At 69.8% G+C, this 18,125-nt stretch carries 21 protein-coding genes; 8 read left to right on the top strand and 13 right to left on the bottom strand.

What is annotated here, in order from left to right; genetic code table 11:
- The first annotated feature begins 44 nt into the window (after nucleotides 1-44).
- Nucleotides 45-410, top strand: a complete 366-nt coding sequence (locus ACFY3V_RS24675; protein ID WP_386205539.1) for a hypothetical protein — start codon at nucleotides 45-47, stop codon at nucleotides 408-410.
- Here ACFY3V_RS24675 and ACFY3V_RS24670 read toward each other — a convergent pair.
- A complete protein-coding gene (locus ACFY3V_RS24670; RefSeq protein ID WP_350947892.1) occupies nucleotides 385-1,329 on the bottom strand; it encodes a DMT family transporter in 945 nt (314 codons plus the stop codon). The genes ACFY3V_RS24675 and ACFY3V_RS24670 overlap by 26 nt on opposite strands.
- A gap of 139 nt (nucleotides 1,330-1,468) precedes the next feature.
- On the opposite strand from ACFY3V_RS24670, the gene ACFY3V_RS24665 reads away from it, so the two are divergent.
- Together ACFY3V_RS24665 and ACFY3V_RS24660 are read left to right on the top strand one after the other, a co-directional pair.
- Entirely contained in the window at nucleotides 1,469-2,713 is a 1,245-nt protein-coding gene (locus ACFY3V_RS24665; protein ID WP_362899072.1) for a magnesium transporter MgtE N-terminal domain-containing protein, read from the top strand.
- Nucleotides 2,706-3,185 carry a DUF1003 domain-containing protein gene (locus tag ACFY3V_RS24660; RefSeq protein ID WP_350947894.1) on the top strand — a complete coding sequence of 160 codons (480 nt, stop codon included), beginning with the start codon at nucleotides 2,706-2,708 and terminating at the stop codon, nucleotides 3,183-3,185. The genes ACFY3V_RS24665 and ACFY3V_RS24660 overlap by 8 nt, the downstream gene beginning before the upstream one ends.
- 44 nt (nucleotides 3,186-3,229) lie before the next feature.
- On the opposite strand, the gene ACFY3V_RS24655 is transcribed toward ACFY3V_RS24660, so the two are convergent.
- Nucleotides 3,230-3,709, bottom strand: coding sequence for a MarR family transcriptional regulator (locus tag ACFY3V_RS24655; RefSeq protein WP_362899069.1), 480 nt, complete (start codon nucleotides 3,707-3,709; stop codon nucleotides 3,230-3,232).
- Nucleotides 3,710-3,974: 265 nt separating this feature from the next.
- Between ACFY3V_RS24655 and ACFY3V_RS24650 the strand changes: the two genes are divergently transcribed.
- Nucleotides 3,975-5,117: an Mrp/NBP35 family ATP-binding protein gene (locus tag ACFY3V_RS24650; RefSeq protein ID WP_362899067.1), complete on the top strand. Its 1,143-nt coding sequence runs from the start codon at nucleotides 3,975-3,977 to the stop codon at nucleotides 5,115-5,117.
- Nucleotides 5,118-5,382: 265 nt separating this feature from the next.
- Here ACFY3V_RS24650 and ACFY3V_RS24645 read toward each other — a convergent pair whose 3' ends face one another.
- The 5 genes from ACFY3V_RS24645 to sigE all read right to left on the bottom strand — a co-directional run bounded on the left by ACFY3V_RS24645 (nucleotide 5,383) and on the right by sigE (nucleotide 9,887).
- Nucleotides 5,383-5,751, bottom strand: a complete 369-nt coding sequence (locus ACFY3V_RS24645; RefSeq protein ID WP_350947897.1) for a sec-independent translocase — start codon at nucleotides 5,749-5,751, stop codon at nucleotides 5,383-5,385.
- A 120-nt stretch (nucleotides 5,752-5,871) separates the two neighbouring features.
- Nucleotides 5,872-7,503 (bottom strand): S1C family serine protease, encoded by a 1,632-nt coding sequence (locus tag ACFY3V_RS24640; protein ID WP_389776525.1) that lies wholly within the window; start codon nucleotides 7,501-7,503, stop codon nucleotides 5,872-5,874.
- Nucleotides 7,504-7,598: 95 nt separating this feature from the next.
- Complete coding sequence (locus ACFY3V_RS24635; RefSeq protein WP_389776522.1) at nucleotides 7,599-8,675, bottom strand: sigma-E factor regulatory protein RseB domain-containing protein; 1,077 nt, start codon at nucleotides 8,673-8,675, stop codon at nucleotides 7,599-7,601.
- Nucleotides 8,672-9,202, bottom strand: coding sequence for a zf-HC2 domain-containing protein (locus ACFY3V_RS24630; RefSeq protein WP_350947900.1), 531 nt, complete (start codon nucleotides 9,200-9,202; stop codon nucleotides 8,672-8,674). Before ACFY3V_RS24630 ends, ACFY3V_RS24635 begins: the two co-directional genes overlap by 4 nt.
- A gap of 52 nt (nucleotides 9,203-9,254) precedes the next feature.
- A complete protein-coding gene (sigE, locus tag ACFY3V_RS24625; protein ID WP_350947901.1) occupies nucleotides 9,255-9,887 on the bottom strand; it encodes an RNA polymerase sigma factor SigE in 633 nt (210 codons plus the stop codon).
- A gap of 171 nt (nucleotides 9,888-10,058) precedes the next feature.
- Between sigE and ACFY3V_RS24620 the strand changes: the two genes are divergently transcribed.
- Nucleotides 10,059-10,709, top strand: coding sequence for an O-methyltransferase (locus ACFY3V_RS24620; protein WP_350947903.1), 651 nt, complete (start codon nucleotides 10,059-10,061; stop codon nucleotides 10,707-10,709).
- A gap of 337 nt (nucleotides 10,710-11,046) precedes the next feature.
- Entirely contained in the window at nucleotides 11,047-11,271 is a 225-nt protein-coding gene (locus ACFY3V_RS24615; protein WP_350947904.1) for a hypothetical protein, read from the top strand.
- Between the two features lie 246 nt (nucleotides 11,272-11,517).
- Here the strand turns inward: ACFY3V_RS24615 and ACFY3V_RS24610 are convergent, their stop codons facing one another.
- Nucleotides 11,518-13,017 carry a leucyl aminopeptidase family protein gene (locus ACFY3V_RS24610; protein WP_362899059.1) on the bottom strand — a complete coding sequence of 500 codons (1,500 nt, stop codon included), beginning with the start codon at nucleotides 13,015-13,017 and terminating at the stop codon, nucleotides 11,518-11,520.
- 207 nt (nucleotides 13,018-13,224) lie between these two features.
- Entirely contained in the window at nucleotides 13,225-13,392 is a 168-nt protein-coding gene (locus ACFY3V_RS24605; protein WP_084195322.1) for a DUF3117 domain-containing protein, read from the bottom strand.
- 190 nt (nucleotides 13,393-13,582) lie between these two features.
- On the opposite strand from ACFY3V_RS24605, the gene ACFY3V_RS24600 reads away from it, so the two are divergent.
- Entirely contained in the window at nucleotides 13,583-14,365 is a 783-nt protein-coding gene (locus ACFY3V_RS24600) for a PaaX family transcriptional regulator C-terminal domain-containing protein (RefSeq protein ID WP_389776515.1), read from the top strand.
- Nucleotides 14,366-14,485: 120 nt separating this feature from the next.
- On the opposite strand, the gene ACFY3V_RS24595 is transcribed toward ACFY3V_RS24600, so the two are convergent.
- Both ACFY3V_RS24595 and ACFY3V_RS24590 read right to left on the bottom strand, forming a co-directional pair.
- Entirely contained in the window at nucleotides 14,486-15,070 is a 585-nt protein-coding gene (locus tag ACFY3V_RS24595; RefSeq protein WP_362899055.1) for a DNA-3-methyladenine glycosylase I, read from the bottom strand.
- Between the two features lie 50 nt (nucleotides 15,071-15,120).
- On the bottom strand, nucleotides 15,121-16,077 hold the full coding sequence (locus ACFY3V_RS24590) for a hypothetical protein (RefSeq protein WP_389776512.1): 957 nt from the start codon (nucleotides 16,075-16,077) through the stop codon (nucleotides 15,121-15,123).
- Between the two features lie 23 nt (nucleotides 16,078-16,100).
- Between ACFY3V_RS24590 and ACFY3V_RS24585 the strand changes: the two genes are divergently transcribed.
- Nucleotides 16,101-16,679 (top strand): hypothetical protein, encoded by a 579-nt coding sequence (locus ACFY3V_RS24585; RefSeq protein WP_389776509.1) that lies wholly within the window; start codon nucleotides 16,101-16,103, stop codon nucleotides 16,677-16,679.
- Here the strand turns inward: ACFY3V_RS24585 and ACFY3V_RS24580 are convergent.
- Both ACFY3V_RS24580 and ACFY3V_RS24575 read right to left on the bottom strand, forming a co-directional pair.
- Nucleotides 16,656-17,243, bottom strand: coding sequence for a TIGR00730 family Rossman fold protein (locus ACFY3V_RS24580; protein WP_362899049.1), 588 nt, complete (start codon nucleotides 17,241-17,243; stop codon nucleotides 16,656-16,658). The two genes, ACFY3V_RS24585 and ACFY3V_RS24580, sit on opposite strands and share 24 nt — an antisense overlap.
- 37 nt (nucleotides 17,244-17,280) lie before the next feature.
- Nucleotides 17,281-18,075, bottom strand: a complete 795-nt coding sequence (locus ACFY3V_RS24575; protein WP_362899047.1) for a TIGR00730 family Rossman fold protein — start codon at nucleotides 18,073-18,075, stop codon at nucleotides 17,281-17,283.
- Nucleotides 18,076-18,125 lie beyond the last annotated feature (50 nt).

Here is an 18,125-nt window from a genome sequence, read left to right as displayed (position 1 = left end):
GCCTGTACCGCCATTCGGGGAGGCACAGGCCGTACATTCGTCTCATGGGTGTGATCGAGGAGGGCGCGAAGAAGTCGAGCGTCCTGTGGCTGTCGCTGGACCGGCCCCGGCTGGCCTGGCACACCTGGCACGACGGCGCGATCTACCTGGTCACCGGCGGGGGCGAGCAGCCGCTGCCGGGGCTGGCGGAGGCCGGGGAGGTGCGGGTGACGCTGCGCAGCAAGGACAACGGCGGGCGCCTGGTCGCCTTCGACGCCTCCGTGGAGGTGGTGGACCAGGCGAAGGCCCCGGACGCGGTGGCCGCGCTCGCCAAGGAGCGGCTCAACGCCCCCGACGGGGCGAGGCTTCTGGAGCGCTGGGCCGCGGTTTCCAAGGTGATACGGCTCACCCCACGCGAGCCGGTTCCCTGACCTCTTCGACGGGCGAGGGCAGCGCGGCCGTGGCCCGCTGCGCCAGGTAGGCGCCGACCAGGACGATCAGGCCACCCGCGATCTGGAAGGGGCCGAGTGCCTCGCCCAGCAGGATCCAGGCGACCACCGCCCCGGCGATGACCTCCAGAGAGGCGACGGTGGAGCCGATCGCGGCCGACAGGCGGCGGATCGCGAGGACGCCGAGGATGTAGGCGGCGGCCGTGGCGACCACGATCAGCCAGATCAGCGCCCCGACGACCGGCAGCGTGTGGCCGCCCTCGGGGGTGGCCGTCCCGCTGATCGCCTCCCAGGGGATGTTCCACGGCTGGGAGAACGGCAGGAGCACCACGGCGGCGCCGAGCAGGCCCCAGGCGATCAGGCCGAGCGGGTCGATGTCGTCGCCGAAGCTGTCACTGAGCAGGAAGTATCCGGCGCAGCACGTCATCGCGACGAAGGCCAGCAGCAGGCCCACCGGGTCGAGGGCGAGACCGGACCAGACCTCCACCACGATGCCGAGGCCGACCACGGCGACGACGGCACCGACGAAGGCCGCCCGCGGCAGCCGTACCCGCCGGACGAACCGTACCCAGAGCACCACCAGCACCGGCGAGGTGTACTCGATGAGCAGGGTGACGCCGACCGGCAACCGGGTGATCGCCGCGAAGAACAGCGCCTGCACACCGGCGACCGCGACCACCGCGTACACCAGGAGGAACGGCAGCCGCGAGCGGGGGATGCGCAGGGCCGCGGGCCGGGCGACCGCGAGGATGCCGACGAGCAGCAGCCCGGCGCCCGCCATCCGGATCCAGACCGCCTCCAGCGGGGCGAGTCCCGCCGCGCCCAGATATCTGGCCATGGGACCCGAGAAGGCGAAGGCCAGGGACGACGCGAGCGCGATCAGGAGTCCTGCACGTCTCATGACCCACCATTTCTGTAATTACCGTTAAGCAGCTTTGATGCTGTCACGGTGGGGCGTCGAGCAGCAAGTGAGTTCCGCCATGTGAGCAGGGGAGCATGGCGGGGGCCGATCGGTCCGGGATGCGGCCTACGCTTCAGATGTGAGGATCTTCATCGCACGTCTCGCCGGAACCCCGGTCTTCGACCCCGTGGGGGACCAGATCGGCCGGGTCCGCGACGTGGTGGTGGCCATCGCCGGAAGCGATCCGCCGCACGTGCACGGGCTGGTCGTCGAGGTGCAGCCCCGGCGGAGGGTCTTCCTGCCGATCACCCGGATACGCTCCGCCAAGGCCGGCGCCGTCGTCTTCAGCGGCCAGCTCAACATGCGCAGGTTCGAACAGCGGGCGACCGAGACCCTCGCCATCACCGAGCTGCTCGACCTCGGCGTGGAGGTCGACGGCGAGCGGATGACGGTCCTGGACCTGGCCATGGAGGAGACCAGGCGCTCGGAGTGGCTGATCACCAAGGTGGCGGTGATCGAGAGCCCTCCCGGCCTGGGACTGCGCCGGCGCGGCGCGACCAGGATCGTCGACTGGCGCGAGGTCCACGGCTTCGGCGCCGTCCAGAAGGACCAGGGCGCGGCCAACCTGCTGGTCGCCTTCGAGTCGATGCGCGCCGCCGACCTGGCCGGCGCCCTGCACGAGTTGCCCGCCAAGCGGCGGGTCGAGGTGGCCGCCGCCCTCGACGACGTACGGCTCGCGGACGTGCTCGAGGAACTTCCCGAGCAGGACCAGATCGGCATCCTGAGCAGGCTCGCCCCCGAGCGGGCCGCGGACGTGCTGGAGGAGATGAACCCCGACGACGCGGCCGACCTGCTCCAGGACCTCCCCGCCGAGCAGGCCGAGGCGCTGATGGCCCTGATGGAGCCCGAGGAGGCCGCACCGATCAGGCGGCTGCTGATCTACCCGGAGAACACCGCGGGCGGCATGATGACGAGCGAGCCGGTGATCCTGCCGCCGAGCGCGACGGTCGCCGAGGCACTCGCCAACATCCGCCAGCGCGAACTCACCCCGGCCGTGGCCGCGCAGGTCTACGTGACCCGGCCGCCCGTCGAGACGCCCACCGGCCGCTTCCTCGGCCTGGCCCACTTCCAGCGGCTGCTGCGCGAGCCGCCCTCGACCCTGCTCGGCGGCATCCTGGACACCTCCCTCGACCCGATCAGACCCTCCTTCACCCTGCACCAGGTCACCTCCTACCTGGCCAACTACAATCTCGTGGCGGCTCCCGTGGTGAACGAGGCGGGACGCCTGGTCGGCGCGGTCACCGTCGACGACGTGCTCGACCACCTGCTGCCGGACGACTGGCGCGAGCGGGACGACCGACCGAGAGAGGGCGGGAATGGCTGACCGTCTCGACCAGCCCAGGCAGCCCGGCCTTCGGTTGCGCCCGCACTACGACCCCGAGGCGTTCGGGCGGCTGTCGGAGCGGATCGCCCGCTTCCTCGGCACCGCCAGGTTCCTGGTGTACATGACGGTTTTCGTCACCGTCTGGGTGCTGTGGAACGTCCTCGTCCCCCACACGCTGAAGTTCGACCCCTACCCCTTCATCTTCCTCACGCTGATCCTGTCGCTCCAGGCCTCGTACGCGGCGCCGTTGATCCTGCTCGCCCAGAACCGGCAGGACGACCGCGACCGGGTCCAGAACGAGAACGACCGCAGGGCCGCGGAGCGCAACCAGGCCGACCTGGACTACCTCACCCGGGAGATCGCCGCCCTGCGCATGGCGCTCGGCGAGGTGGCCACCCGCGACTACATCCGTTCGGAGCTGCAGCGTCTGCAGGAGGATCTCGCCGAGCCCCAGAGGTCCATGGAGCCGTGAGCCCGCGCTCCGGCCGGGCAGGCGAAGGCTCAGCAGGCGAGGGCTCAGTACGGATCGGTGCCGGAGCCGGGAAAAAGCTTGTTCAGCATGTCCGCGCACCGCCGCAGCTCGTCGGGGTCGAGCATGTCCAGGAACTGGCCGCGGATCCCGCGCAGGTAGGTGGGGCCGGCCTCGGCCAGCCGCGCGGCCCCCTCGTCGGTGAGGACGGCGAACAGGCCGCGCGCGTCGCTGGGGCACGCCTCGCGCTCGACCAGGCCGTCGCGCTGGAGACGGTCGATGAGCCGGGTCAGGCCGCTGCGCGACAACAGCACCCTGTCCGCCAGGTCGTTCATCCTCAGCCGCCGCTCGGGCGCCTCCGACAGCTGCGACAGGACCTCGTACGAGGCCAGGGCCAGGTCGTGCTCGACCAGCAGGTCGGCCTCCAGGACCCGGGTGATGCGGACCTGGGCCCGCTGGAGCATGCGCCAGACCACCAGCTCCTCCGAGCCGGTGCTCCCTCTTGACTCGCCCGCTGTGAGGGTCACGGAGTAACCTTAGAACGTTGCACGTGCACCTACACAGCGGATTGTCCGAATCCAGCGACCATCACCGGTTTCGGAATTCCTTCCGGTGTTCTCGGGTTCATACCATGGACTTACGACGCCGACCGCTCCCTGACGGGATCGGCCTCCTGCCAAGCCATACGGGCGCCACGACGGGCAGGGCCCGCCTGTGAGACGCCTCATCGATAACAGACAAGGAGGGACGGCATCCTCGTCGCCCCCGGGTGACGTGATTGCCGACACTTCGATGGCACCTACCACGGAACTGGTGATGGCCGCCCTCGCGACCGTCAACGACCCTGAGATCCGTCGGCCGATCACCGAACTCGACATGGTCAAGAGCGTCGACATCTCCCCCGAGGGAGCCGTACGTGTCGCGATCTACCTGACGGTCTCGGGTTGTCCCATGAAGGACACCATCACCCGAGACGTCACCGGCGCCGTCTCCAAGGTCGACGGGGTGACCGGTGTCTCCGTCGAGATGGACGTGATGAGCACCGAGCAGCGCAAGACGCTGCAGACCAAGTTGCGGGGCGCGAAGGGGCCGGAGAAGGAGATCCCCTTCGCCCAGCCCGGCTCGCTGACCCGTGTCTTCGCGGTCGCCTCGGGCAAGGGCGGCGTCGGCAAGTCGTCCGTCACCGTCAACCTGGCCGCCGCGATGGCCGCGAGCGGCCTGAAGGTCGGCGTCGTCGACGCCGACATCTACGGCCACAGTGTTCCGCGCATGCTCGGCGTCTCCGAGCGCCCCACCAAGGTCGAGGACATGATCATGCCGCCGGTGGCGCATGACATCAAGGTCATCTCGGTCGGCATGTTCAAGCCGGAGGGCAACACCCCGGTCGTGTGGCGTGGCCCGATGCTCGACCGTGCCCTGCACCAGTTCCTCGCCGACGTCTACTGGGGCGACCTGGACGTGCTTCTGATGGACCTGCCCCCGGGCACCGGTGACATCGCGATCTCCGTGGCGCAGCGGATGCCGTCCGCCGAACTCCTGGTGGTGACCACCCCGCAACAGGCCGCCGCCGAGGTCGCCGAGCGCGCGGGGTCGATCGCCGTCCAGACCCACCAGCAGATCGCCGGTGTCATCGAGAACATGTCGTGGCTGCCCTGCCCGCACTGCGACGAGCGGATCTCGGTCTTCGGCGAGGGCGGCGGCCAGACCGTGGCCGACGCGCTCACCCGCACCCTGGGCTCCCGCGTGCCGCTGCTGGGCCAGGTGCCCATCGACATGCGGCTGCGCGAGGGCGGCGACGAGGGCAAGCCGCTCGTGCTGACCGACCCGGACGCCCCGGCCGCGGCCGAGTTGAGCCGCATCGCCGCGTCCCTCAGCAAGAAGTCGACCAGCCTCAAGGGGCTCCAGCTCGGCATCTCGCCCACCCGGCGCGGCTGAGGCGACCGGGTCGGCTGAGCCAGAGGCCGACGGACTGGTCTTTCGGGACCTGGAGCGGCCTCTCCCGCGACGCGACGACGGCGGCGCCCCCGAACCGGGGGCGTCGCCGTCGGCCGTGTGAGGCGCATCTCAGCCGCGCGAAACGGAAAAACTACGCAAAGTTCAAATGGCTGGTGTGCCGACACGCGACCTTGCCGGGGAAACCAGACCCGAAAGGAATCGGTCACCCGGCCGGGAGACCCGGCCGGCGTTCGGAGACGGGACGCTAGGTCGCGTCGGAGTCGTACGGGGGGATCTCGCCGTACCCCAGCTCCCCGCCGCCGCTCATCGCGTGGTGGTCGGCCGCCGGTTCCGCGGTGGCGGTGGTCTTCGAAGTGCCGTTCAGATCGTCCTCAAGATCGGCGATGAGGTGCTTTCTGACGAAGTTCTTCGGGTTGAGGTCGGCCGGGTCGAAGTCGGCGAACTCGGGACCGAGCCCCGACCGCAGGTCGTCTCTCGCGTTGTTGGCCATCCGGCGCAGGTTGCGTATCGTCTTGCCCGCCTGCGAGGCGGCCTGGGGCAGTTTCTCCGGGCCGAAGACGAGAAGGGCGATCACCACCAGCGCCACGATCTCAGGCCAGCCGAGTCCGAACACGGTGATCTCCTACCGGGAGGAAGGTGCCAGAGGCACCTCTCCGGCCACACGCCGGAGAGGTTCCACACTAACGCCCCCACTGGTGAGCACGCGCCTCACCCCGCCTCTCAAAAGGGCCGCTCAGGAGGGTTGGGGTGAGGGCTGCTCGGGGGCGGTACCGACGGTGACGGTCGCGGTCTTCTCCTCACCGCCGCGCTGGTACTTGACCGCGAGCTTCTCACCGGGAGCCCTGTTACGGATCATGGCGATCAGCTCGTTGCCGTCCTGGAGCACGACACCGTCGATCTCCAGGATGACGTCTCCGGGCTTGAGGCCCGCCTGGGCCGCGGGGCCGTTCGGCTCGACCGGCTGGGTGCCCTGCCTGGACTCGGTGGCGATGCGCACCCCGACGCCCTGGTAGGTCGGGTCGATCGCGACGCCGATGCGCGACTTCTTCGCCTTGCCCGTGGTGATCAGCTCCTCGGCGACCCGCCTGGCGTGGTTCACCGGGATGGCGAAGCCGAGGCCGATGCTGCCGCTCTGGCCGCCGACCGACCTGCCGAGCGTGGCGATCGCCGAGTTGACGCCGATCACCTCACCGTTCACGTTGACCAGCGGTCCCCCCGAGTTGCCGGGGTTGATGGCCGCGTCGGTCTGCACGGCGCTGAGCCAGGTGGTGTCGGAGCTGTTCTCCTCACCCGCCTGGACGGGCCGGTTGAGCGAGCTGACGATGCCGGAGGTCACGGTGCCGGTCAGGCCCAGCGGGGATCCGATCGCGATGACCGGGTCTCCCACGACCACGTTGTCCGAGTTGCCGAGAACGATCTCGGGGGCGCCGAAGGTCTCCGCGGGCTTGACCACGGCCAGGTCGGACTCGGGGTCACGGCCCACGACGACGGCCGAGGTGGACTTGCGGTTGTTGAACTGGATCTGGATCTGGACGCGCGAGTCGGCGTTGGCCACCACGTGGTTGTTGGTCACCACGTAGCCGCCCTTGATCAGGAAGCCAGAACCGGTGCTGGAACTCGCCCCGCCCTCGACGGCGAGTGACACCACGCTGGGCAGGACCTTCGAGGCCACGCCCGCCACCGACTCCGGAGGCCGGACGTTGGAGCCCGTCGGCGCCCCGCCCAGGCTGAAGGAGGGGTCGCGCCCCGAGCCCGCGGGCTTGGTGAGGAGATAGGTGCCGACGCTGCCGAGCGTGGAGGCGAGCAGCGCGATCACCAGGCCGAGGATCACCAGCGTGGTGGTGCGAGGCCCACTCCTGGCGGGCCTGGGCGGCGAACCGCCGAAGCCGCCGAAACCTCCGGGGCCCACGGGGGCCCCGGGCGGCGGCGCCCACCCGGGTCCCATGCCGAACGCCTGGGTGGGCGGAGGGGGCTGAGCGGACTGGGAGGCGAAGACCATCGTGTCCTGCCTGGGCGGCCTGCCCGAGGGGTCGCCCCAGCTGTGGCCCACGGGACCGGGGCCCTGGTCGCCCTCATCGGGCGGCAGGTGCCTGTCGTGGTGGAGCGACTCGGGCTGGTCCTGCGGCCTGCCCCACCGGGCGTGGTCGGACTGGGCGCCCGGCCGGCTCCAGTCGTCGTCGCGGGGCTGCTCGGCCTGGAAGGGAGCACCCTCTCCGGCGGGCAGGAACTCGGGACGGGAGAACTCGGGGCCGGATAAGTCGGGGCGGCGGGACTCCTGGGTCTCGTGTCCGCCGTCGGCGAATTCCGACGGCGTACGGCCCTCAGCATCGTTCGCCTCGCGGGCAGTACGGGCGTCGTCGGTCATCGAATACTCACTACTCCTTGACTCGCGGACGGCCGCTCACCGGTGCAACCCGGCAATCTTCCCCCGAGTGGCATACGCGATGTGTAAAGCACGCGCTATCCGAAGGGATTGACCCAGGAGAGCAGACGGCTGGCACCGCGGCCGAGCCGCGTCCAGAGATCGGGAACGGGCTCGTGCGGCAGCGCCGCGACAGCGGCGTCGACCATGTCGGCCGGCGCGTCGGCAAAGACAGTGTAGACATGACCCCCACTCGCCCAGATCGTCTCCTGCACAGCAGGGTCTCGAATCCAGATCGTATGCCCCTTACGCCGTTCCGCATGCCAACCCTGGAGACGTTCTTCGTCAAGCATCCCAGACTGGATAAAAACCGACACAACCGACAGACCATCTGAATACCCGAGATACACGTATCCGGAAGGGACGATGCGAGCGGCGAAGAGCTCCAGCCGTCCCGGCAGGGTACGGGGGAGACGCAGCCCCTCGGCCTCCAGCCGCGGCAGCTCGGCCAGGTCAAGGCCACCGGCCGCCATCGCGGGCGCCGCGCTCCTCACCACCGGATCGAGGGTCAGGTCGACGAAGGCTCCGGCCCTGACGACCCGCCCCTTCGTGTCCATGAGCTCGCGGCGCAGCACCGGACCTCCGTCCCGGTCGAGCCAGTAGCGGGCGGCGACCGTGCCGTCGGCCCGCAGGACGTTCACCAGGCGGGCCGGGCGCCCGCAGGCGAAGCCCTCCCCCGCGTCCACGACCCGGTAGTTGCGGGCCATGACCTCGAGCATCACCTCGGACGGACTGGACATGCCCCCGGCCGGGGTGCCGGGATCGGCGTTCCGCACCGAACCCGAGGGGGCGGCATCTCCCCCGGACCCCGAGGACCCCGAGGACCCCGAGGACGCGGTGCGTACCGTCAACCCCTTTCCCGGGACGTTGCGCACCTCCAACACCTCGGAGACGGCACCCGAGGTGCCCCAGGAGGTGACGTACTGGGTGCCGGAGTATCCGCGGGAGCGGCCCGCGGCCGCCGCCTCGCGGAGCAGGTGCAGGCCGGTGTCCTCGCTCTCGACGTCGTCCGGCGGCGCGACGTGCGGGGACCGGACGGCGTGTGCCGTACCGCCCGTCACCAGCCCCAGCAGCATGAGAGCGGCCAGGATGACCGTGGCGGGCAGCCGGATCACGGAGAGGGGGAGAGAGTCGGCGTCGCCGACCCGCCATAGGGCGCGGTGTTCCTGTGCTGGTTGGCGAACATGTCGACCGGCGGCACGATGCGCGGGTTGGGATCGGCCCCGCCTACCACGAACAGGGTCCCGATGGCCACGGCCGCCGAGGCGACGCCCACCGCGACGTAACCCGCCCTGCGCGCACGGCGGGGTCCTCCGGCACGGCCCCTGGGCCGGTTGTCGGGGGGTGCGATGCCGTGCATGCTCGGAATGGGCGCGCCACCGAAGGTGCGTGCGGCCCGAAAGGGGCGCTCACGCGGCGGCAACGGGCCGCCGGGCTCGGCCATTCGCAGCAGGGACATCGTCAGGTCGGTCGGCATCGCCGGACCGTCAAGGGAGCGCAACCGGCTCTTCAGGGCCCGCACGGCGTCGACCTCGGCCCTGCAGGGGGCACAGAAGGTCAGGTGCGAGAGGGCACGGTCGCGCTCGTGGTGATTCAGCTCACCGTCGACCAGCGCGGAAACGCGTTCTCCGAGGTGACTCATGCGCACTCCTTGCCAAGTGGCTCGTCGTGACATTCGTCATGACTGTGGTTTCTCATGCGAATTCCTCCCCGTGAGTAACGTTCGGGGGGAATTGATCGTTCCGCGGCGCACGGTGGTCCAGCGCCTCACGCAACTGCGACCGCCCACGGTGGATCCTGCTGCGGACGGTGCCGAGCTTCACGCCCAGCGTCGCCGCGATCTCCTCGTAGGACAGCCCCTCGATGTCACACAGGACGACGGCCGCGCGGAACTCGGGCGCGAGCGCGTCGAGTGCCGCCTGGATGTCGGGCTCCAGATGGGTGTCGTCGTACACCTGGGCGGGAGAAGGCTCGCGTCCGCGCAACCGCTCGGCGGCGTCGTCGGCGAGCCCCTCGAACCTGATGCGCTGCTTGCGCCGCGCCATGTCGAGGAACAGGTTGGTGGTGATGCGGTGCAGCCAGCCCTCGAAGGTGCCCGGCGTGTAGTTGGACAACGACCTGAAGACCCGGACGAAGACCTCCTGGGTGAGATCCTCCGCATCGTGCACGTTCCCGGTCAGCCGATAGGCCAGCCGGTAGACGCGCGCAGAGTGCGTCCGGACCACCTCCTCCCAGGTGGGAGGCGTCCAGTCGGACATGGGAGCTTCCGCCTGGTGGTCGGAACCCTCCACCGGCACTCCTCTCTCAGGGGCCACCGCTATCGCCATAGTGCCTGGTTTCGTCCCTTCGTGCGCACTCACTACCTTCAGGACCGGCAAAGGCCGCTTAAACCGTGCAACGCACCGGGGGTGACATGAGTTCCCGATCGGGCCTGCCTCCCTTAGGCTGCGACCCAGCGCCTATATGACTGTGTACGGAGAAAGCGGGAGGAGAGGCCGATGGCAGAGACGCCGACAAGTCCGTTGGAGGCCACTCTGGCCTATGCCGACGAGTTCCACAGGGAGGACGACATCCTGCGGGCCGCGCGCATGCGCGGCGCGGAGGTGGGGGCACCCCCGATCCTGCCCGGCGGCGGCGCCGCTCTCTGCTTCCTCGCCACCGCCATCAACGCCCGTGCCGTCGTGGAGATCGGCACCGGTTGCGGCGTGTCGGGGCTGTGGCTGCTCCGCGGCATGCGCCAGGACGGCACGCTCACCAGCGTGGACGTGGAACCCGAGCACCAGCGGCTGGCCAGGCAGAGCTTCGCCCAGGCCGGATTCTCCGGTGGCCGGATCCGCCTGATCACCGGCCGCGCCCTCGACGTGCTCCCCCGTCTCTCCGACGGCGGCTACGACCTGGTCTTCTGCGACGGCGCCATGCACGAGTACGCCGACTACCTGGCCGAGTCCGTCCGCCTGCTGCGGGTCGGCGGCATCGTCGTCTTCGACAACGCCCTCTGGGGCAACAGGGTGGCCGACCCCTCGCAGCGGGATCCGGAAACGGTCGTCATCAGGGAACTGGGCAAGCTGGTCCGCTCCGACGAGCGGCTCCGCCCGCTGATGATGCCCCTGGGAGACGGCATCCTGGCGGCCGTCAAACTCGCCGACTGAGCCGGCTACGGACGTCCCGTGCGCCGAGACGCTCAAGCCGGCTCCCGGTGCGCCCGAACGGTCGCCTCGTCATGGAGAGAGCCGGTTCTCGGGCGGCCCTGACGATGTCCACGGTGCCGTCGGGGCGGGTCCACCCCGTCCACCGGCCGGCGTCTCGACCGTCACCGCCCGCGACACACCCCGAAACCTGGCAATACCGTTCACACGGGTCCGGCAAGCGATCACCAAGATCCTGGGAGACGCGCGTCAATCCTCTATCGGCCGGAAACGATGCCGATAAGGCCATGTCGCCACAACGCGGGCCTTTCCCACGATCACCGATACACAGGGGTGCGCCATGACGGTTGCCGCCAAGCTCGACAAACTGCTCGACAAGGAGTACGAGGGGTCCGATCTTCACTCGCTTGCCAACGCGCCGGTCAGCGCGCTCTCCGGGGTGAGCGAAAGCGACGCCCAGGACCTGGCCAAGGCGTTCGGTATCAGGACCATCGGCGACCTCGGCCGCAACAAGCACTTCCGGGCCGCCGAGGCCATCGTCAGCCTCGCGGAGGCGAGCAGGTAGGAGTTGGTCCGGCGGGAGCGGCGGCCCGCACCGGACCCTTCGGGGGATCCGGTCCCGCGACCGCAGGCTGACCGGGAGCCAGGCCCACGGGCCTGGCTCCCGGCCTACCGCTCAGCGCCACGTGATCGGCGCGGACGGTCACCGCTACCTGACTCAGCGCCACGTGGTCAGCCTGCCGTCCACCGCTGCTCGCTCAGCGCCACGTGGTCGGCATCGCCGACATGGTCGGCATGGTCGGCGCGGCTGTCACCGCTCCCCGATCGGCGCTCCCTGGAGCTCCGACAGCCATCCGAGCAGCAGACGCACGCCGTACCCGGTGGCCCCCTTGCTGAGAACGCCGTCGTCGGCGCCGCTGCGGCCGACATTCGCGATGTCCAGGTGCGCCCACGGCCGTCCACCGGTGAACTCGCGCAGGAACAGCGCCGCGGTGACGGAACCCGCGCCGTAGGTCGATCCCGCCTCGATGTTGGTCAGGTCCGCCACGGACGAGTCGAGCGCGGGAACGTAGTCGTCGATCAGGGGCATCCGCCAGAGCCGCTCCCCACTCGTCTCCCCCGCCCCGATCAGGGCGTCGGCCAGCTCGTCGTCGGAGGCGAAGACCGCGCCGAGATCCTTGCCCAGGGCGATGCCGATCGCCCCGGTCAGCGTGGCGATGTCGATCATGACGTCCGGCTTCAGTTCCGCGTCGGCGTACGCCAGCGCGTCGGCCAGGACCAGACGGCCCTCGGCGTCGGTGTTGAGCACCTCGACCGTCCGGCCCCCGTACTGCGTGATCACGTCGGAGGGGCGCTGGGCCGTACCGGAGAAGGAGTTCTCGGCGGCGGCGACGAGGCCGGTGACCCGAACCCGCACGCCGAGCGCGGCCAGCGCGCCCAGGACCGCGATGACGACGGCTCCGCCGGCCATGTCGGTCTTCATGAACACCATGTTGCTCGTCGGCTTGAGCGAGATGCCGCCGGTGTCGTACGTGATGCCCTTGCCGACCAGGACCACGTGACCGGTCGCGTCCTCGGGCTCGTAGGAGAGCTGGATCAGCCGGGGCGGGCTCACCGATCCCTGGCCGACGGCGAGGATGCCGCCGAACCCGCCGGAGCGCAGCTCACGCTCGTCCCACACCCGCACCGCGACACCCCGCTCGGCGGCGCGCTCGGCGAGCCAGGCGGGTGACTTCACCGAGGAGGGGGTGTTGGTCAGGTCTCTGGCGAGCGCCACGGCCTCGGCCACCACCTCGGCGGCGGCGACCTCCGTCTCGACCCCGTCGCCGACGAACTCGAGCGTGACCGGGGAGGACTTCACCTCACCGACCCTGAAGGTGTACGTGGCCAGGAGCGCGCCCTCCACGAACGCGGACACCGGCCCGCTCGGGAGCACGATCCTGATGGCGTCCCTGCCCTTGCCGCGCCGCGCCACCGCCGCGCCCGCCTTGCGCAGGGTGGCCGGCGAACCGTCGCCGACCCCGTAGAGAAGCACCCGGCCGACGGCGTCGCCGTTCGCGACCGGAACCTCGACGATCTCGCCCGCCTCACCCTTGACCTTGTGATGGGCGAGCAGCGCCGCCACCGGAACCGGCAGCTCGATATCGGGCGCGAGGTCCTCGGCGAAGGGGACGGCCAGCAACTCGGCGTCACCGGGGAGCGTGGTCCCGGCCCCCTCCCCTGCGGCCGGCTCCGCGCCCTCCGAGGACGCGACGGACAGCCCCTGCGCGTAGGGGACGCGCGGCAGGAGCAGATGGGGGGAGATGGGCATAGCGGTAACTCCAGTCATCAGGCCCGGCGTGGGGAGAGGCACCGGGGAGAACACCACGGCCCTGGCGCGAGCCACCGTGAGGCGGTCCGACGGCCAGGGCCGTGTCGTCGTCTGTCCATCGTCGGTCTCGCGGGCCGTCGCAGGTGTCATGCTCCCCGAGCAAGCTCAAATAGGGCCCGGCTCCACCACTTCTGGTTTAGATCGGGATCAACCGACGATTTTCTTCAGTTCCTCACCGAGGGCACTTGCCTCGTCCGCCGAGAGTTCGACGACAAGGCGGCCGCCACCCTCCAGGGGAACCCGCATGACGATGCCCCTGCCTTCCTTGACGACCTCCAGCGGACCATCACCGGTCCTCGGCTTCATAGCCGCCATGCGTGTATCCCTTCCTGCTTCGGGCTCCGGATCTCCGACTGACCCGAGGGTGGCCGACGCATTCACGTCTTCTGTGATGTCCTATTATCCCGCCTCCGCAGGGAGAATGGGAACGATCAATCTCAGCGTCGGCTCATCCGGCGATCAAGACCGTTGTCCAAGCCCCCTTCAGACGGCCAAACTTGTCCTCGTGAACGCCCGCGCCGCTCTCTTCGATCTGTACGGGGACCACCTCAGGTCCCGAGGCGGTCGCGCGTCCGTGGCCGCCCTCGTTCGTCTGCTCGCCCCGCTGGACATCGCGGCTCCCGCCGTCCGCACCGCCGTCTCACGGATGGTCCGGCAGGGCTGGCTCACACCGGCCCGGCTGCCCAGGGGACCCGGCTACGAGGTCACTCCCAAGTGCGTACGCCGCCTCGACGAAACCGCGCTAAGAATTTACCGAGTCGGAACGATCACGTGGAACGGCCGATGGCACATCCTCGTGGTGGAACCCGTGCGCGAGCGTCCCAGACGGGAGCGCCTGCGCTCGGATCTCTCCTTCATCGGATACGCCTCCCTGTCGGAGACGACCTGGATCGGACCACGTCCCTCCCCGGAACTCGACGCGATCCTCGAAGGCGCGGATCTCGCCGCCGACCGGTTCGAGGCGGTGTTCGACGGTGACCCCGCCGCGCTCGTCGCCAGGACATGGGACCTGGACGCCATCGGGGCCGCCTACGAGGAGTGGATGACCCAGGCGACGGAGCTGGTCGGCGGGCTGCCCGACAACGCGGGCGGCGACCAGGTGTTCGCCACCCGGAGCAGGCTGCTGCACGGCTGGCGCAACTTCCTGTTCCGCGACCCCGGGCTCCCCGCCGAACTCCTGCCGCGAGGCTGGCCGGGAGAGAAGGCGAGGATCTACTTCGAGCACGAGGCCGGGCGGCTGCTCCCCGCCGCCGCCGCCTTCGTCGACCGCCAGCTCAACGAGGTCTGAAACCGCACACGGAGTTCACCGAGTCCGCCCGCTTCACGGGGCTCGAGGAAAAAGCCGCCGGGCACCGTCGTCTCCCCGCGTGAGAAGGTGACCCCGCGCCACAAGCCCTGAGGGAAAACGTCAGGCCCGGCGTATCCAGCAGTCGGCCAGGTGATCGTTGACCAGGCCGATGGCCTGCATCAGCGCGTAGGCGGTGGTCGGGCCGAAGAAACGGAAGCCGTGCGCCTTGAGTTCCTTGGCCAGCGCCTTGGAACCGGGGGTCTGGGCGGGCACGTCCGCGGGGATCTTCGGTACGGGCGCGCCGGGGTCCGCGTGCTTCCAGACGAGGTCGGACAGGTCGACGTCGAGCGCGGCCCGCGCGTTCGCGATCGTCGCCTCGATCTTGGCCCGGTTGCGGACGATGCCCGCGTCGCCGAGCAGACGATCGACGTCCTCCTCGCCGAACGCGGCCACGGCCGGGATGGAGAATCCCGCGAAGGCCGCCCGGAAGTTCTCCCGCTTGCGCAGGATGGTGATCCACGACAGGCCGGACTGGAAGGACTCCAGCGAGATCCGCTCGAACACCTGGTCGTCACCGGTGACCGGACGCCCCCACTCCTCGTCGTGGTAGGCGATGTAGTCGGGGGCCGAGGTCGCCCAGCCGCAGCGCACGAGCCCTGGGGATTCCGCCGATTCCACGGGCTGCGCGAGAGTCTCGGATGTCACAGGCTCACCGTGAACCGGGGCGCCTGGAGCCACTGTTCGCGAGGTCTCGGTCACCGGGTGTCCTCCGTCTCCCGCTCCCCCGTACGGAGGCCGACGGATCCGGGAGACGATTTCTTCGAATCCGAAGTCTCGGACGAGGAAGACGAATCCGGCACCTGGGGCGGCTCGGACGGCCTGGCGAAAGGTGACACACCGGATGACCCGGATGACTCAGACGCCTCGTCGGGCCTGGCAGTCTCCTCCGGCTCGGAATCCTTGGAAGGCACAGCCTCCTCAGAGCTGGGAGCCTTCTCCGGCTCGGAGCTCTTGGAGGGCCCGGCCTCCTCGGACTTGAGAGGCTCCTCCGGCTCGGAATCCTTGGAAGGCACAGCCTCCTCGGGCTCATCCTCGGCCTTCGCCCCGTCAGAGAGCTTCTCGGACGCCTCGAAACCGTCCCCGCCGGAGGACCCGGACGTCTCATCCCCGGCACCCGAAACCACGCGCGAACCGCTGGACAACTCCTCGGACGGCCCGAAACCGTCCCCGCCGAAGGGCCCGGATGACCTCTCACTCTCGGCACCCGAAACCGCCCGCGACCCGCTCGACAACTCCTCGGACGGCCCGAAACCGTCCCCGCCGGAAAGCTCGTACGGCGCCTCGGGGCCGCGCGGCGAGGTCCGGGAGCCGGGGTTGAGCTCGTGACGAGCCTGGAGCCGGCCGGCGAGCAACTCCGACACCCGCTGCTCCAGCACGGCGATCCTGGTGTCACGCTCGCTCAGTGCCCCGGCGACCCGGCTCAGCGTCTCGTCCACGCTCTGCGTGTTGTATCCGACGAGGCTCACCGGGAGTTGGAGGGCCATGAAGTCGACCGCGCCGAGCTGACCTGCCTGGGGCAGGTTCAGCGGGGGCACGTCGGGGGCGAACTCACTCAGCTCCCCTCCCCGGCCCATGGCGACGACCGTGACACCGGCGATAACGGCTACGGCAGCGAGAGCTAATACGACCAGCACATACGAATCGTGCCACATCTGCGCTGGCCTAGGATCGGATCATGACGTCCGCCCCCGGCTTGGCAGCCTTCGTCGTGCTCCGTCCCGGTGACCCGGGCGAGCCCGGCTGGGTCGAGGCCGCCTCGATCGGGGAGGTCGAGGAGCTCGCCCGTGCCGGGCGCACCGTGGTCGTCACCCCGGCCAGGCTGGCCGGCGTCACCTCCGCACCACCCGTACCGTCCGGCGACCTCGGGGAGTCCGACGAGGCCGAGGGCGGGGCGGACACGGCCGGAAACGCCGGAAGGGCGGACGCCAGGGCCGCAACAGCGGCCGCGGGCAACACCGGAGGCGGGCCGGACGCCGCAGCAGCCTCGGAAAAGGGCGCAGAAAACGCCAGGACCGGGACGAACGCCACCGGAAACCCAGCGACCTGGATGGACACCGTCGGAAACACCGCCGGAGACGCCGCGAGGGAGCGGGACGCCGAGGCCGCCGAGCTCACCGCGGCCTCGATCTGCGCGTGGGCCGGTGCCCGCGTCTTCCGTACGGACCGCGTCGAGCAGGTGCGGCTCGCGGTCGAGATGACCGACGCCCTCGCCGGGCGGCGACCGCCCGCGCTAACCCGCCGTGGCCTCGCCTAGCTCCTCCGCGCTCGGCTCCAGGTGCCTGGTCGACTTCTCCAGCAGCCGGAACGCCTCGTCGACCGTGGTGGCCCAGGAGATGGCGTCGAAGACGTTCGGGCGGGTGAAGCCCGCCTCCTCCATACCCTCGACCAGCTCCCGCAGCGGCTTGAAGATCCCCCAGGGATCGAGGACCACCAGCGGCTTGTCGTGCAGACCCAGGGTGCGGGACGTCCAGATCTCGAACAGTTCCTCCAGGGTCCCGATGCCGCCGGGCAGGACCAGGAAGGCGTCGGAGCGGGCGTCCATCACGCCCTTGCGCTCACGCATGTCGGTGGTGACCACCAGCTCGTCGGCGCTCTCGTCCGCGAGCTCGATGTCGACCAGCGACTGAGGGATCACTCCGATGGTCCGGGCGCCGCCCGCACGGGCCGCACGGGCCACGGCTCCCATGCAGGACACCCTGGCCCCGCCACTCACCAGGGAGTGGCCGCGCCTGGCTAGCTCGGTGCCGACCTGCTCCGCCAGCTCCAGATACTTCTTGTCGATCTTCTGACTCGACGCGAGGAATATGCAAATGAACACGCGCCGACCCTATTCGGCGTGGCCGAACACGCGCCAACTATTCGGCGTCACCGACTGTGGACATGGCCGCCTTCCGTTCGTCCTCCAGTAGGCGGCCCCTCTTGCTGTCGGCGTCCACAATGATCCGGACCGCCTCGTCGACGTCGTCGGTGACGTGGATGAGATTCACGTCCACCGGAGAGATCTTGCCCGTCGCCACGAGGGTGTTCTTGATCCAGTCGATCAGGCCGCCCCAGAACTCCGTCCCCATCAGCACCACGGGAAAGGAGGTGACCTTCCGGGTCTGGACCAGGGTGAGCGCCTCGAAGAGCTCGTCCATGGTGCCGAAACCGCCGGGCAGCGTGACGAATCCGCAGGAGTACTTCACGAACATGGTCTTGCGGACGAAGAAGTAGCGGAACTCGATGCCGAGATCGACGTACTCGTTCATGCTCTGCTCGAAGGGCAGCTCGATGCCCAGGCCGACCGAGACGCCGTCCGCCTCCACGGCTCCCCGGTTGGCGGCCTCCATGCAGCCGGGGCCGCCACCGGTGATCACGGCGTAGCCCGCCTCGGACAGCTTCCTGCCCAGCTGAACCCCCATCTCGTACTCGGGGGTGCCCTCGGGGGTGCGCGCGGACCCGAAGACGGTGACCGCCTGGGGCAGCTCGGCGAGGTGACCGAAGCCCTCCACGAACTCGGCCTGGATGCGCATCACCCGCCACGGATCCATGTGCAGCCAGTCGGCGGGACCCCTCCGATCAAGAAGCCGCTGGTCGTGGGTGGACTCGGAGACGAGGTCACCACGGACCACGGCGGCCCCCTGGCGACGCTCCGGACGTGTTTTCTTCATGCGGGCCACCGTAGCGTCGTCTCAGAAAAATCTTGAAAAATCTCCATGAA

Origin of the sequence: Streptosporangium sp. NPDC000095 (assembly GCF_042899335.1) — a bacterium.
Taxonomy (GTDB): domain Bacteria; phylum Actinomycetota; class Actinomycetes; order Streptosporangiales; family Streptosporangiaceae; genus Streptosporangium.
Note: the sequence above shows the minus strand (reverse complement) of the source record. Positions and strands in the feature narration are given on the sequence as shown.